This is a genomic window from Bacteroides sp. f07 (genome assembly GCF_042854785.1).
Lineage (GTDB): Bacteria > Bacteroidota > Bacteroidia > Bacteroidales > Bacteroidaceae > Bacteroides.
Genome location: NZ_BAABXI010000002.1, coordinates 625,267 through 640,937, shown reverse-complemented (window position 1 = coordinate 640,937; position 15,671 = coordinate 625,267). Strand labels below are relative to the sequence as shown.

The window sequence follows — 15,671 nt, the reverse complement described above, 5'->3', positions numbered from 1 at the left end:
ATCTGTTATCAAATGCAGTCAGATGGGCATTATCTTCAAATAAAGTCGTGCCATTCGGTATAATGATAACCAATGGCACTTCTTTTTAATTTACTAAAATTTAGTATTAGCAAAATGAAGACCTCTATTCTTATCTTCTTTTTATGGCTATCAGCCACAAATGTATATGCCAAAGATATCACTCTTAATGGACGGGTAATAGACATAAACAATAATGGCATAGGTGGAGCTACCATCCAATGTTTTCATCACGATTCTATTTTTATCAGCGGCAGCGTAAGCAATAATGACGGTAGTTTCAATATCAAGATACAACAGAATAAGGACTACATGCTGGTAGTGACCTGCATCGGCTACCAAAAGAACATTGTCTATTTAAAACATGTAGAAAGTGATACAAAAATAGGAAATATCGTTCTTGAAGAAACGTCGGTCAAGCTGGATGATATCACAGTAACGGCACAGCAAATCGTTCATACTTCGGACAAACTGATTATATATCCTACCAAAAAACAGTTACAACATTCTATGGGAGGATATGAAGTTTTATATAATTTACTACTACCTGAATTAGATGTTGATCCGTTCAATAAAAAAGTAACCACTAGAAATAGAGAGGTTACCTTGTGTATCAATGGCAGAAAAGTAAATGAAAGTGAAGTACAAAACTTGAATGCTGATGATATTCTCCGAATTAACTTTTATGATATAGGTACACCCGCTTATCCAGGCGCTGATGCAGTAATTGACTATATTTTAGTTCAGCATGAAAAAGGAGGAAATGTTACTCTCAATAGCGAGCAACACTTGAACAGGGCTACCGGTGATTACAATTCAACAGGACAATTTTTTAAAAAGAAATCAGAATTTTCGTATAGTATCAGCAGTCTATTTGACCACCAAGAACTAAATCCAGGCAGCAATGAATTAATTCAATTTATATATCCGGATAAGACTCTCACCCGTAAGACTACAAGTTTATCCACCGGTAAACATAATTATGCCTACAAATCTTATATCAATTATACTTACAGGAGCGATAAAACTCTTTTTTATACCAGTTTACGATACAACCAATCCAAGGCAAAAACTGATAATTACCAATATCAGCAATATGAAGATGAAAACTCTGAGAAAATTTTTCGGGATTATACAATTACGAGCAATCTTAATCCTGCCATTGAACTGTTTTATGACCGCAAGCTGAACCATAAACAATCGTTGATGTTCTCCTTGTTATCAAGCTATAATTATAATGAATACTCTTATCAATATTCAGAAACATATCCCCAACCCGAAGAAAAAGATGATATTGAAAGCATGACGAAAGAAAAATACTTTCTTATGAAGGCTCAAATAACATACGTAAAAGCATTTAACAACAAAGGGACTTTGAGTGCGATGTTAGAATACGAACAGAATAATACGTACAAGACACAATACTCGGATAAAGCGACAAAAAACAAAGACGACTTACTTTATAGCCAGTTTCCCCTAAATGTGGTTTATCAACAAAACACACAAAATATTTCGCTCATGCTTAAATGGGGAAGCCGATATAATATACGCAAAAACAGAAATGAAGCAACTATTCGTAATTTTTCATTTCATCCGGACTTAACTCTCAACTATCAGATTAATGACAATCAAAATATATATATCTTTGGTACATATAGTGAAACCCCGCAACAAATTACATGGCTGAGCAAGACTGAACAGGAAATTGACTACTTACAAGTCCGCAGAGGAAATCCCCATTTGAAGAATATAAAGTATATGGAGTTCGCTCTAGCGTATGCTTTTAACTGGAAATGGCTAACAATCAGACCTCTCATATCACATTCATTACTTTATGATGCTTTATATGAAACCGTTTTCAGGGAAAATAAAGTTTTCGTTCATTCTTATTATACAGGAGGAACAGAGCGGAATTTTTTTCCCATTTTAGGACTGAGATTTAAGTTGATTCCGCAAGTATTAACCATGAAAATGGATATCAGTTATGCAAAACGTTGGTTTACAACTTGGAAAAAGATGTCTCTCACTACTTGGGAGATGTCGAATATCGGATTAGTATTCATGTATAAAGACTTTATGGCTACAGCAAATGTTCAAGCCCCGAGAAAATCTTGGGGATTAGGCGATTTAACTGAAATCCCATGGACTTACCGTCTCAATGTAGGATATAATCATCATAATCTTCATCTACAAATTGGTTCCCAGAATCCTTTTTCACGCCTGAAGAAGAATAGAGTATTTGAGACTCCGGAATATAGGAGCGAATCTAACATATATATACCAAAATTGGAAGATCATGTATTTTATCTGAAAGCAAGTTATCGTTTTAATTTTGGAAAACAGCATGAGTTCTATAACGTTCCAGCTGGAAATACAAATAAGTCAGCCATATTAAAAGCGAATTAATTAAAAAATACAAAATAAGCTATTTATGAATTTTGAGAATATAAAGAAGATGTCGGTTGGTAAGTTCTCCACATCCTCTACCAATGAATCATACTTGGTACATTATGAGGATCGCTTTTTTGAAGTAAACCGGATGATGGCCCTGTTGATTGAAGTTATAAAAGGGAGCAATACGCAAGAAGAAGCAGTACACTCATTTATCCAATCAACTGATGGGAAATATACAGAAAAGTCTGTTATAGAAATAATAGACAAGTTCATAAATAAGCTGGAAGGAGCGCCAAGTAACAAAAAAACTTTTTTGCTCAATAAAGAATTAATTCCATCACATGTCATAAGTAAATGCACACCATTTTTCAGTGTCTTATTTGAAAAGAAGATTATTGTTACCGTTTTATGCATTTTATTGGGAATGGAAGGTTATTTTATGGCTACTTCTTTATCGGTTTTAAATATGCCTGCCATCGACCTGTACACAATATGCGGATTATTCTTGTTTTTCATCCTGTCTTCTTTATTCCATGAATTAGGGCACGCTTCTGCCTGCCAATTCTACAACATACAACATGGTGGCATCGGCTTTGGACTATATTTGAATTTTCCGGTCTTTTATACAGATGTTTCCAATACGTGGACTTTGTCCCGCAAAAAAAGATGTATTGTAAATATCGCTGGAGTCTATTTCCAGATACTATTGCTAATACCATTGTTGATAATCTATTTCTATACGCAAAACGACATCTTGAAATATGTCATTATCATGACAAATATCAATTTTATAATCACACTTAACCCATTCTTCAAATTCGATGGCTACTGGCTGATGACAGACTTGCTAGGAGTTGCCAACCTGCGAAAGAAGTGCGGAGAGTATATTACTTATTTATCAAAAAAAACAAAAAGAAAAGACATCAACCAGAAGCCTTACCTTTTCTCTCTTAGAAAGCGGGAAAAAGTTGCGATGATTATCTATACCTGTCTGGTTAATCTCTTTTTCGGTTATTACTTCTTATACGTGCTACCGGCTTTTCTTGTCAAATTTTACAAGACATTTCCCGAGGCGTTCGGAAACTTTATCACAGAGTTGGCAAATCATCAGGTTCCGGACTTTTATAATTTGCAAAAGATGGCAACTCAAATCTTCTTTCTTGCGTTGACTATCTATCTGCTATATCGTTCGTTTTCACCATTGTTCAAAAAGAGAAGTAAATGAGCACCTCTTTAAAGTTATTTGATTGGCTGGAAATTATTGTATTGACTTTTGTGTTTTTACTCCAATTCTTTTATGCAGGTGATACCTATTTTATCTGCGGACTTGTCATGGCTATCATTTTAAGTCTAAAATTAAAGAAAGGATATATTACTCTCACTCCCATAGATTATTGTATCCTGCTGGTAGGACTGTATGATTTGTATTCTGTCTTTGTCTCCGTCAATCCTTTAAAGAGTTTTTCTTATTTAAAAACGTCCCTGTATTGTATTTGTTACTACTGGATACTCCGTCTCCTGCTTACAGATGCTTCGAAAACCAAAGTATTACTCTCTTCTTATTGTTGGATGTTCGGACTTCTCTCTATACTTGCAGTTACTTACTTCGGATTATTCACCCAGTCGATACACTCGATAGGATTCTCCGACTTATATCCTTTCAGGCATTTCTACCAACCTTTGGGTATTAGTAGCAATGAATGGGCGAATCTTCAAATCCTGACAGGTGGAATAGCCATATTAGGTATGTACTATTGCCGAAAGTCACACAAAATGCTTTTTATTATAAGTGCCATCAGTTTATTGATTCTCTTCCAAATGGTAGTTTCTTTTTCCAGAGGAATATATCTGGCTTTACTCCCATACCTGTTTTGTCTCATTTTTATCGCTTGGAAGTCAATGGGTAAACGATATTTCTTTTTGCTGTCATCCGGCATTATTGTTGTATTGCTTTCACTCTTTATCATTTATCATCAAGAAATATTCACCACACTACGAATGAACCACACAGTCTCTCAACAAAGAAGTTTGCACAGCAGGGTCAATGAATTGGACGCGACAAAATTGTTTGTCAAGAATCATCCTTTGGGTGGTGGAAACGGTAACTACACTTTATTAATGGATAGTTACCTGTACGAAAATGATGAAGCAGGAGTTACTTCGTACGCTTCCAACCTAATCAGCAAGATTTTAGTAGAAAAAGGTTGGGTTGGCTTCCTGCTCTACTCACTATTATTTATAGTAGTATTAATAACAATCTGCAGGAGAAAGGATATTGCAGCATGGGGAATTGGGCTTATATTGTTCGCATATCTTTTTAAGGAACAAACATTCTCTGTTTTTTTTATGTCTGTACCTGCATGCTTGCTTGTATATACATTACTAGCAATATTATTGTCCCCAAAGACTGTCAAAGAAAGGCATGCCTTACCCAACAAACATTATATACATTGGCTACCAATAGGAATCTGGATACTCTTATTTACAGGCATACAATGGGATGTACGAAATAAAAAGCACAATTCTTTATTTCTGACTGCCATAGAAAACGGTAATACCCAGCAAGCTATCCAGGAAATAGAACAAACAGAAAGAACACCTGCATATTTACTAAATCGTTCATTGTTCTATCTAAGCACTTTTGAGAAAACAAAAGACAGTCTCAATTTGATGAAAGCAGAGAACGCAATCAGGTGCTCCATTTCTCAAAATCCATTCGATATTCATTTGTCTTATTTTCTTTCGATTATCTTAGAAAAACGACAAAACAAAAAAGAAGCAATTGCAATAAAGAAGGATTTAATTAAACGTTACCCGGAAAACTCTTTGTTTCAATGGGATATGTTCAAGCAAGCATATCAAACCGATAATAAAGCAACTGCATGCAAACATCTGGTAAAAGCAATCACATTATCGCCTACGATACTGGACACTGGATTTTGGACAAAATTCAAAGAGAATGACTCTCTTTTTTGCAAGAAGATAACAACACACTTATATAACCACATAGTAAGTTACCAAGAAGAAAATCCTATTGCATTAGCTAAATCGGGAAAAATAGCGTTAAGCCTGAAAAATATCCCGCTGGCTAAGAAATATCTCGAAGAAGCTTTAGCACAATTACCCAATCTATCAATGGCATGGTATAATTTAGGTAAAGTGGAATTAAGTTTGGGGAATAAGGAAAAAGCCTGTATTTATGAGAAGCGGGCTTGCGTATTAAGCATGGGAGCATTATCCACAGAGGTTATGCATAAAAAATTCACTGACATGCAATCAAAGCCCCGTCTTATCAATAGAATATTATTAGGAAACTACAACATAAAATTCACTCAATGGTATTCTGACAAATTATACCAACTCCAAATAGAATAAAAAAATGAATAGAATTATCGCTATAATATTAGCAGTTCTTACCGTTGTGGCATGCACCGGTAGAAAAAGCAAACTGGATGAAGCCCTGAAAGAAGCAAAAAGCAACCGGTCAGAACTTCTCAAAGTCCTTGAGCATTATAAGAATGACTCCTTAAAACTAAAAGCTGCGATATTTCTGATTGAAAATATGCCCGGTTACACAGCTTATCATTATAAATATATAGACAGTATCCAAGCATTAAAAAAGGAATGGATAAAAAACGGATTCGTCAAAGCCGGAGACATAAAAAAGATGGAACAAGAATGGTTGAAGCCGGACATTCGAAAGGATATTGAACACATCACCGCTGACTTTCTGATAAACAATGTTGATGACGCCTTTCAGGCATGGCATGAACGCCCATGGGGGAAATATATACCTTTCGATGTTTTTTGTGAATATATTCTACCCTATAAAGTAAAGCAAGAACCTTTAGAAGAATGGAGAAAGGCATATAAACAACGGTATTCCTTTTTACTGGATTCCATTTATACGGGAACAGATGTGATAGAAGCAACAAAAACAATATGCGAATATCTTAAAATGGAAGATTTTCACCATACACACATATTTAATACTACAAGCGCCGGTCCCGGATTTGCATTAAATTACCGGATAGGAAAGTGTATGGATGAACTTGAACTCACGATGTATGTAATGAGAGCTTTAGGAATACCAGTCAATATTGACTATTACCCCTTTTCTCCCGAATCACTCAACAATCACGCATGGTGCGTAGTGAGGGATACTACAAACGAAAATGCTTCATTTTACTTTACGGAAAATATTCCCATACGTGGATACAGAGGTGGAGAATTTCGCAAGATGTGTAAGATATACAGGCAAACCTATGCAAAACAACCGGACGGTTCGCGACAAAAGGATGTAAGTGACGAATATTTCAAAGATACTTTAACAATAGATATTCCTAACACCAAGAAAACGGGTAATTTATATCTGGGAGTTTTCAACAGGGACAAATTCTGTCCGATTGCCAAATCAACTGTCAACGGGAACAATGTATCATTCGGGCATGTGGAAGCTAATTGTATCTATATCATATTATCCAAGGAAGGAAAAAAAATCATACCTTTTACAGACCCGTTTATTTTCGATGGTAAACAACTCAAATACTTTTCGACGAATAATGAAAGAAAAGAGGCTCAAGATATTAAAATCTACCGTAAGTTTCCATTTTTTGCATGGAACAAAGATAGAATGTACAGAATCATAGATTCCAAATTTGAGGGAAGCAATACGATAGATTTCAGTCATCCCCACATATTATATCATATTTGTGATACTCCCAAGGTATGTTTTAATAAATTCACTTTACCCAATAAGCAAAAATTCCGCTATGTACGATACAAAGTTAGGAAAAATGCTTTTCTCGAATTAGCAGAGCTACACTTTTATCAAGACCAGCAAGAGGTGAAACCTGTAAATATAGTCGCATGCGAACCATATTATGCTAATGACGATGAATTTAAACTGGCGAATTGCTTCGATTATGACCCGCTCACTTATTTTCTGTCTAAGAAAGAAGGACAGGAACTTATTTTTGACTTTGGTTCAGAAGTCTTGATTAATAAGATTTTATGTATTCCACGTAACGACGACAATTTTATCCGCCCGGGAGATACCTATGAACTCTTTTATTGGGGAAAAAATAAAAAGTGGATTTCGTTAGGTAAACAAAAAGCAAAAGGTGTTTATTTAGAATATAAAAATATTCCCCGAAACGCACTGCTTTTTCTTCATGATGAAACCCGGGGAAAAGAGGAAGAGGTATTTTTCTTGAAAAATGGAGAACAATTTTTTGTTAATAGTTTGCCTATAGACTAACCTTCAACATCACATAAATCCAATAGCGATACTGGCAGCATACAAGCTATCTTTCACAAAACAGCACCCTATTTTTTCACTTTTATGCAAAAAATTAGTGGTTTTATGCATCTTTTCTCCAAAATAATGCATACTTTTGCAGCGTTATTAGAATAAATATGCAATGAAGAAGAAAGCAAATCGGTTAGACGCCATCAAAATGATTATCTCAAGCAAAGAGGTCGGCTCGCAGGAAGAACTGCTGCAAGAGTTGAACCGTGAAGGCTTCGAACTGACTCAGGCCACCCTCTCCCGCGACTTGAAACAACTGAAAGTAGCCAAGGCTGCCAGTATGAACGGAAAGTATGTATATGTACTGCCGAACAACATTATGTATAAACGTTCTACCGACCAGAGTGCCGGCGACATGTTACGCAACAACGGATTTATCTCTTTGCAGTTCTCCGGCAACATAGCCGTTATCCGCACCCGTCCCGGTTATGCCAGTAGCATGGCTTATGACATCGACAACAATGAGTTCACCGAAATACTCGGAACCATTGCCGGAGACGATACGATTATGCTAGTGTTGCGTGAAGGAGTCGCTATCAGCAAGATACGCCAGCTTTTATCACTCATCATCCCGAATATCGAATAATTATACCTATATTATATATAAAGAAATGGACACTCAACAAATAGATGTTATGGTAGCCGACGCCTCACATGAGGTTTACGTTGACACTATTTTGGAAACTATCAGAAATGCTGCCGCCGTACGAGGAACAGGAATCGCGGAACGCACACACGAATACGTAGCGACAAAGATGAAGGAAGGTAAAGCAATTATTGCCCTTTGCGGTGACACGTTCGCCGGATTCACTTATATTGAATCGTGGGGCAACAAGCAGTATGTGGCAACTTCCGGTCTGATTGTTCATCCCGATTTCCGTGGTTTGGGATTGGCAAAACGTATCAAACAGGCTTCTTTCCAACTGGCACGTCTCCGATGGCCGAAAGCGAAGATATTCAGCCTGACTTCCGGCGCAGCCGTGATGAAGATGAATACGGAACTGGGCTATGTCCCCGTCACCTTCAATGAACTGACAGACGATGAAGCTTTCTGGAAAGGATGCGAAGGATGTATCAACCACGACATCCTGAAAGCCAAAAACCGCAAATTCTGTATCTGCACAGCCATGCTGTACGACCCGACAGACCCGCGGAACATTAAAAAAGAACAAGAAAGAAATAACATTTAAAAAATATACAGCACTATGGAAGAAAAGAAGAAAAAAGTAGTGGTGGCATTCAGCGGCGGACTGGACACATCGTTCACCGTCATGTACCTCGCCAAAGAAAAAGGTTACGAAGTATATGCAGCTTGTGCCAATACGGGTGGTTTCAGTGAAGAACAACTGAAAACAAACGAAGAAAATGCTTACAAACTGGGAGCAGTGAAATACGTAACACTGGACGTTACCCGGGAATACTACGAGAAGAGTCTGAAATACATGGTTTTCGGAAATGTGCTGCGTAACGGTACTTATCCTATTTCGGTCAGTTCCGAACGTATCTTCCAGGCATTGGCCATCGCACGTTATGCCAACGAAATCGGAGCGGACGCTATCGCACACGGTTCTACCGGAGCAGGTAACGACCAGATTCGTTTCGACATGACTTTCCTCGTACTGGCTCCGAATGTGGAAATTATCACATTGACCCGCGACATGGCATTGAGCCGTCAGGAAGAAATTGATTATCTGAACAAACATGGTTTTAGCGCGGATTTCACCAAACTGAAATATTCGTATAACGTAGGTTTGTGGGGCACTTCCATCTGTGGCGGTGAAATCCTCGACTCCGCACAGGGATTGCCGGAAACTGCCTACCTGAAACATGTAGAAAAGGAAGGCAGCGAACAACTCCGCCTGACTTTTGAAAAGGGAGAATTGAAAGCCGTCAACGACGAGAAGTTCGATGACCCGATCAAAGCAATTCAGAAAGTGGAAGAAATCGGTGCCGCTTACGGTATTGGCCGTGATATGCACGTAGGTGATACAATTATCGGCATCAAAGGCCGTGTAGGTTTCGAAGCCGCCGCCCCGATGCTGATTATCGGCGCTCACCGCTTCCTCGAAAAATATACACTGAGCAAATGGCAACAGTACTGGAAAGACCAGGTAGCCAACTGGTATGGTATGTTCCTGCACGAAAGCCAGTATCTGGAACCTGTGATGCGCGACATCGAAGCGATGTTGCAGGAAAGCCAGCGTAATGTGAACGGTACGGCTATCCTCGAACTTCGCCCGCTTTCTTTCTCTACCGTAGGCGTAGAATCGGAAGACGACCTCGTGAAAACTAAATTCGGAGAATACGGTGAAATGCAGAAAGGCTGGACAGCCGAAGACGCGAAAGGCTTTATCAAAGTGACCTCTACTCCGCTGCGTGTTTACTATAATAACCATAAAGACGAAGAGATATGATTAAAGCAGGAATCATTGGTGGCGCAGGATATACGGCAGGCGAATTAATCCGCCTGCTGCTCAACCATCCGGAGACTGAAATCGTATTTATCAACAGCAGCAGTAATGCCGGAAACAGAATCACCGACGTACACGAAGGTTTGTATGGAGAAACAGATTTAACATTCACCGACCAGTTGCCTCTGGACGAGATTGACGTTCTTTTCTTCTGCACAGCCCACGGCGACACGAAGAAATTCATGGAAAGCCACAACATACCGGAAGACCTGAAGATTATCGACCTCTCCATGGACTACCGCATCAAGAGTGACGACCACGACTTCATCTACGGTCTGCCGGAACTGAACCGTCGTGCCACATGTACGGCAAAGCATGTAGCCAACCCCGGTTGTTTTGCGACGTGTATCCAACTGGGTCTGCTCCCGCTGGCCAAAAACCTGATGTTGACAGACGATATTTCCGTAAATGCCATTACAGGAAGTACCGGGGCCGGAGTGAAACCGGGTGCTACCAGTCATTTCAGTTGGAGAAACAACAACATTAGCGTGTACAAAGCATTCGAGCACCAGCACGTGCCGGAAATCAAACAGTCACTGCAACAGTTGCAGAACAGCTTTGATTCCGACATAGATTTTATCCCGTACCGCGGCGATTTCCCCCGCGGCATCTTCGCCACCCTCGTGGTAAAGACGAAAGTGGCTCTCGATGAAATCGTCCGCATGTATGAAGAATATTATGCGAAGGACTCATTTGTACACATCGTAGACAAGAATATAGACCTCAAACAAGTAGTCAATACCAACAAGTGTCTGATACATCTCGAGAAGCATGGCGACAAGCTATTGATCATCTCCTGTATCGACAACCTGCTGAAAGGTGCCAGCGGACAGGCGGTTCATAACATGAACCTGATGTTCAACCTGGAAGAGACAATAGGGCTGCGTTTGAAGCCTTCAGCGTTTTAATAACGGAATAACGGTTAGTGATTAGTGATTAACGGCTACGCTATAATGAAGTTAATTATTAATCACCAAACGTTAACCGCTAATCGTTAATCACTAAACGTTAATCAATATGAAATTATTCGACGTATATCCTTTATATAATATCAATATAGTCAAGGGGAAAGGTTGTAAAGTCTGGGACGAGAACGGGACTGAATATTTAGACCTTTACGGAGGTCACGCCGTTATCTCCATCGGACACGCACACCCTCACTATGTAGAGATGATCAGCAATCAGGTAGCCAATCTTGGTTTCTACTCGAACTCGGTTATCAACAAGCTGCAACAACAGGTAGCCGAACGGCTGGGAAAGATTTCCGGCTATAACGATTACAGCCTGTTTCTTATCAACAGCGGTGCCGAAGCGAACGAGAACGCACTGAAACTGGCTTCTTTCTACAACGGACGTACCAAAGTGGTTTCTTTCACCAAAGCCTTCCACGGACGTACTTCACTGGCAGTAGAAGCGACCAACAATCCGTCCATCATCGCTCCTATCAACAACAACGGGCACGTTGTCTATCTTCCTTTGAATGACACCGAGGCCATGAAGCAGGAACTGTCTAAAGGAGACGTATGCGCTGTTATTATTGAAGGAATACAAGGCGTAGGCGGCATCAAGATACCGACTACCGAATTTATGCAGGAACTCCGCAAGGCATGTAGCGAAACGGGCACTATCCTGATTCTCGACGAGATTCAGAGCGGATACGGACGTAGCGGAAAGTTCTTTGCCCACCAATACAATGATATCAAACCGGATATTATCACCGTAGCCAAAGGTATCGGAAACGGATTCCCGATGGCAGGCGTTCTTATCAGTCCGATGTTCAAACCTGTATATGGACAGTTAGGAACCACTTTTGGCGGAAATCACCTGGCGTGCTCGGCAGCCCTTGCCGTAATGGACGTTATCGAGCAGGAAAATCTGGTAGAAAACGCTGCCAGGATAGGTAACTACTTGCTGGAAGAACTGAAAAAATTCCCGCAAATCAAGGAAGTACGCGGACGCGGACTCATGATCGGGCTCGAATTTGAAGAGCCAATCAAAGAATTGCGCAGCCGCCTCATCTATGACGAGCACGTATTTACCGGAGCAAGCGGTACGAATGTACTTCGTCTTCTGCCCCCTCTCTGTCTCAGTATGGAAGAAGCGGATGAGTTCCTTGCCCGGTTCAAGAAAGTACTCTAACCGCTCATTTGATTAATAAACAGCCAACGATAAAAGCAGCCTTCAGTAGAAAAATCTTTCTTATTCAGGCTGCTTTTTGTTTTTTCGTAATTTACCGTTACCTTTGTCTATGACAACTCATTAAAAACAAGCGTAATATGAAAATAGCTATCATCGGTGCAGGCAACATGGGCGGCTCTATCGCTCGCGGCCTGGCAAAAGGAAGTCTGATAGAAGACTCGGATATCATCGTATCCAACCCCAGTGCAGGCAAACTGGAACAACTGAAAAAAGAATTTCCGGGCATCTCTACCACTCACAACAACGCCGAAGCGGCGCTGGGAGCAGACATCGTTATCCTTGCAGTAAAGCCCTGGTTCATGCAACCCGTAATGCGCGAGTTGAAACTAAAAAGCAAACAGATACTCATATCGGTAGCCGCCGGTATCAGTTTCGAGGAACTGGCTCATTATGTGGTATCACCGGAGATGCCGATGTTCCGCCTCATCCCCAACACCGCTATCAGCGAACTGGAAAGCATGACACTCGTTGCCGCGCGCAATACGAATGACGAACAAGATAAATTCGTTCTCCGGCTCTTCAGTGAAATGGGAACAGTGATGCTTATCCCCGAAGACAAAATAACCGCAGCCACCGCACTGGCTTCCTGCGGCATCGCCTACGTCCTGAAATACGTTCAGGCGGCCATGCAGGCCGGTATCGAAATGGGAATCCGCCCGAAAGACGCAATGACCATGGTAGCGCAATCACTGAAAGGAGTCGCCGCACTGATTCTGAACAATGAAACCCATCCTAGCGTAGAAATCGACAAGGTGACTACTCCGGGCGGAATCACCATCAAAGGAATCAACGAACTGGAGCACAACGGCTTTACGTCTGCCATCATCCAAGCAATGAAAGCATCGAAATAACGATTAACGGAGTAGTGATTAGTGATTAACACTATACAGCGCAGCTATTAATCACTACTCCGTTAATCACTAAATCAATCTCCAATCATTAATAATTAATCACTTAATAACATGAATGACCAAATTAAACAGATAGCAGAACGCCTTCGCGGATTGCGTGATGTACTGGAACTGACTTCTGAGGACATTGCCCGCGACAGCGACATCTCTGCTGAAGAATACCGACTTGCAGAAACAGGAGAATACGACATTTCTGTCAGCATGCTGCAGAAGATTGCACGTACGTATAATGTTGCCCTCGACGCCCTGATGTTCGGCGAAGAACCTAAGATGAGCAGTTATTTCGTAACCCGTACAGGAAAAGGAGTCAGCATCGAACGTACGAAAGCCTATAAATACCAGTCATTGGCATCGGGATTCATGAACCGCACTGCCGACCCGTTCATCGTTACCGTTGAACCGAAAGGGGACAACGAACCTATCCATTACAACAAACACAACGGACAAGAATTCAATCTTGTGATTGAAGGACGCATGCTCATCAATATCGAAGGCAAAGAAATCATCCTCAACCAAGGCGACAGTATCTATTTTAATTCCCAACTCCCACATGGCATGAAAGCGCTCGATGGCAAAACGGTACGTTTTCTGGCAGTAATTATGTAATAATATCATGGTAGAAAGATTTTTATCACAGACCTCTTTCAGTTCACAAGAGGACTTCAACAAGAACTTGAAAATAAACGTTCCGGAGAACTTCAACTTCGGTTACGATGTAGTAGATGCCTGGGCTGCCGAGCAACCCGATAAGAACGCTTTGCTTTGGACAAACGACAAAGGCGAGAGCCGCCAGTTCTCATTTGCCGACATGAAGCGTTATACGGACATGACCGCCTCTTACTTCCAAAGTCTGGGTATCGGTCGCGGCGACATGGTGATGCTGATTCTGAAACGGCGTTACGAGTTCTGGTACAGCACCATCGCCCTTCACAAGCTGGGAGCAACCGTTATCCCCGCCACTCACCTGTTGACAAAAAAGGATATTATCTACCGTTGCAACGCTGCGGACATCAAAATGATTGTAGCCGCCGGTGAAGGAATCATCCTGCAACATATCAAAGATGCCCTGCCCGATTGCCCGACTGTCGAGAAGCTGGTCAGCGTCGGCCCGGAAATACCCGAAGGATTCGAAGATTTCCACCAGGGAATAGAGAATGCAGCTCCGTTCGTACGTCCGAGACACGCAAATACCAACGATGATATTTCGCTGATGTATTTCACTTCCGGCACTACCGGCGAACCTAAAATGGTGGCACATGACTTCACTTATCCGTTAGGTCATATCGTAACAGGCAGCTTCTGGCACAACCTTGACGAGAACAGCCTTCATCTCACCATCGCCGACACCGGTTGGGGAAAAGCCGTATGGGGCAAACTTTACGGACAATGGATTGCCGGAGCCAACATCTTCGTGTATGACCACGAGAAATTTACTCCCGCCGCCATTTTGGAAATGATACAGAATTATCATGTCACTTCCCTCTGTGCGCCGCCTACCATCTTCCGCTTCCTGATTCACGAAGACCTGACGAAGTTCGACCTGTCTTCACTCAAATACTGCACGATTGCCGGAGAGGCCCTGAATCCTGCCGTATTCGAGACGTTCAAGAAACTGACCGGCATCAAACTGATGGAAGGTTTCGGACAGACAGAAACGACCCTGACTATCGCCACCATGCCTTGGATGGAACCGAAACCGGGAAGTATGGGACTGCCGAACCCGCAATATGACGTTGACCTGATAGACCACGAAGGCCGTTCGGTTGAAGCCGGAGAACAGGGACAAATCGTAATCCGTACCAGCAAAGGCAAACCTCTCGGACTTTTCAAAGAGTACTACCGCGATGCGGAACGTACACGCGAAGCCTGGCATGACGGCATCTATTATACAGGAGACGTTGCATGGAAAGACGAAGACGGTTATCTGTGGTTCGTAGGTCGTGCGGACGATGTAATCAAGAGTTCCGGTTACCGTATCGGCCCGTTCGAAGTGGAAAGCGCCTTGATGACTCACCCGGCGGTTGTGGAATGTGCCATCACCGGAGTACCTGACGAGATTCGCGGACAAGTAGTAAAAGCTACGATTGTCCTATCAAAAGAGTATAAGAACCGCGCCGGAGAAGAACTGATTAAGGAATTGCAGAACCATGTGAAGAAAGTGACTGCTCCTTATAAATATCCGCGTGTAATTGAATTTGTAGACGAACTTCCGAAAACTATCAGCGGCAAAATCCGTCGTGTGGAAATCCGTCAGAATGATGAGAAGTAAGTAAAAAACAATCTGTTCATCAATATATCCCCTTTAGCTACCTCTTGGGCAACTAAAGGGGATTTTTATATTATATATGAAAAAATTACACTTCTATT

The 15,671-nt window shown here is 41.2% G+C and carries 12 protein-coding genes; all 12 read left to right on the top strand.

Annotation, left to right across the window (positions count from 1 at the left end; genetic code table 11):
• The first annotated feature begins 114 nt into the window (after positions 1-114).
• Positions 115-2,424, top strand: coding sequence for a carboxypeptidase-like regulatory domain-containing protein (locus tag ACGHVY_RS17515; RefSeq protein ID WP_390600269.1), 2,310 nt, complete (start codon positions 115-117; stop codon positions 2,422-2,424).
• 25 nt (positions 2,425-2,449) lie between these two features.
• On the top strand, positions 2,450-3,637 hold the full coding sequence (locus ACGHVY_RS17510) for a hypothetical protein (RefSeq protein WP_390600268.1): 1,188 nt from the start codon (positions 2,450-2,452) through the stop codon (positions 3,635-3,637).
• The gene (locus tag ACGHVY_RS17505; protein ID WP_390600265.1) at positions 3,634-5,787 is read left to right on the top strand and encodes an O-antigen ligase family protein; all 2,154 of its coding nucleotides are present in this window, start codon (positions 3,634-3,636) and stop codon (positions 5,785-5,787) included. Before ACGHVY_RS17510 ends, ACGHVY_RS17505 begins: the two co-directional genes overlap by 4 nt.
• A 4-nt stretch (positions 5,788-5,791) precedes the next feature.
• Positions 5,792-7,672 carry a transglutaminase domain-containing protein gene (locus ACGHVY_RS17500; RefSeq protein ID WP_390600264.1) on the top strand — a complete coding sequence of 627 codons (1,881 nt, stop codon included), beginning with the start codon at positions 5,792-5,794 and terminating at the stop codon, positions 7,670-7,672.
• Positions 7,673-7,835: 163 nt separating this feature from the next.
• Positions 7,836-8,309, top strand: a complete 474-nt coding sequence (locus ACGHVY_RS17495; RefSeq protein WP_008776404.1) for an arginine repressor — start codon at positions 7,836-7,838, stop codon at positions 8,307-8,309.
• Positions 8,310-8,334: 25 nt separating this feature from the next.
• A complete protein-coding gene (locus tag ACGHVY_RS17490) occupies positions 8,335-8,913 on the top strand; it encodes a GNAT family N-acetyltransferase (RefSeq protein WP_308746521.1) in 579 nt (192 codons plus the stop codon).
• A gap of 15 nt (positions 8,914-8,928) precedes the next feature.
• Positions 8,929-10,137 carry an argininosuccinate synthase gene (locus ACGHVY_RS17485; RefSeq protein WP_024987829.1) on the top strand — a complete coding sequence of 403 codons (1,209 nt, stop codon included), beginning with the start codon at positions 8,929-8,931 and terminating at the stop codon, positions 10,135-10,137.
• The gene (argC, locus tag ACGHVY_RS17480) at positions 10,134-11,102 is read left to right on the top strand and encodes an N-acetyl-gamma-glutamyl-phosphate reductase (RefSeq protein WP_308746520.1); all 969 of its coding nucleotides are present in this window, start codon (positions 10,134-10,136) and stop codon (positions 11,100-11,102) included. Before ACGHVY_RS17485 ends, argC begins: the two co-directional genes overlap by 4 nt.
• A gap of 109 nt (positions 11,103-11,211) precedes the next feature.
• Positions 11,212-12,333 (top strand): aspartate aminotransferase family protein, encoded by a 1,122-nt coding sequence (locus tag ACGHVY_RS17475; RefSeq protein ID WP_390600261.1) that lies wholly within the window; start codon positions 11,212-11,214, stop codon positions 12,331-12,333.
• Between the two features lie 137 nt (positions 12,334-12,470).
• On the top strand, positions 12,471-13,244 hold the full coding sequence (gene proC / locus ACGHVY_RS17470) for a pyrroline-5-carboxylate reductase (protein WP_390600260.1): 774 nt from the start codon (positions 12,471-12,473) through the stop codon (positions 13,242-13,244).
• A 111-nt stretch (positions 13,245-13,355) separates the two neighbouring features.
• Positions 13,356-13,910 (top strand): helix-turn-helix domain-containing protein, encoded by a 555-nt coding sequence (locus ACGHVY_RS17465; RefSeq protein WP_390600259.1) that lies wholly within the window; start codon positions 13,356-13,358, stop codon positions 13,908-13,910.
• A 7-nt stretch (positions 13,911-13,917) separates the two neighbouring features.
• On the top strand, positions 13,918-15,573 hold the full coding sequence (locus ACGHVY_RS17460; protein ID WP_390600257.1) for an AMP-binding protein: 1,656 nt from the start codon (positions 13,918-13,920) through the stop codon (positions 15,571-15,573).
• The last annotated feature ends 98 nt before the right edge of the window (positions 15,574-15,671 follow it).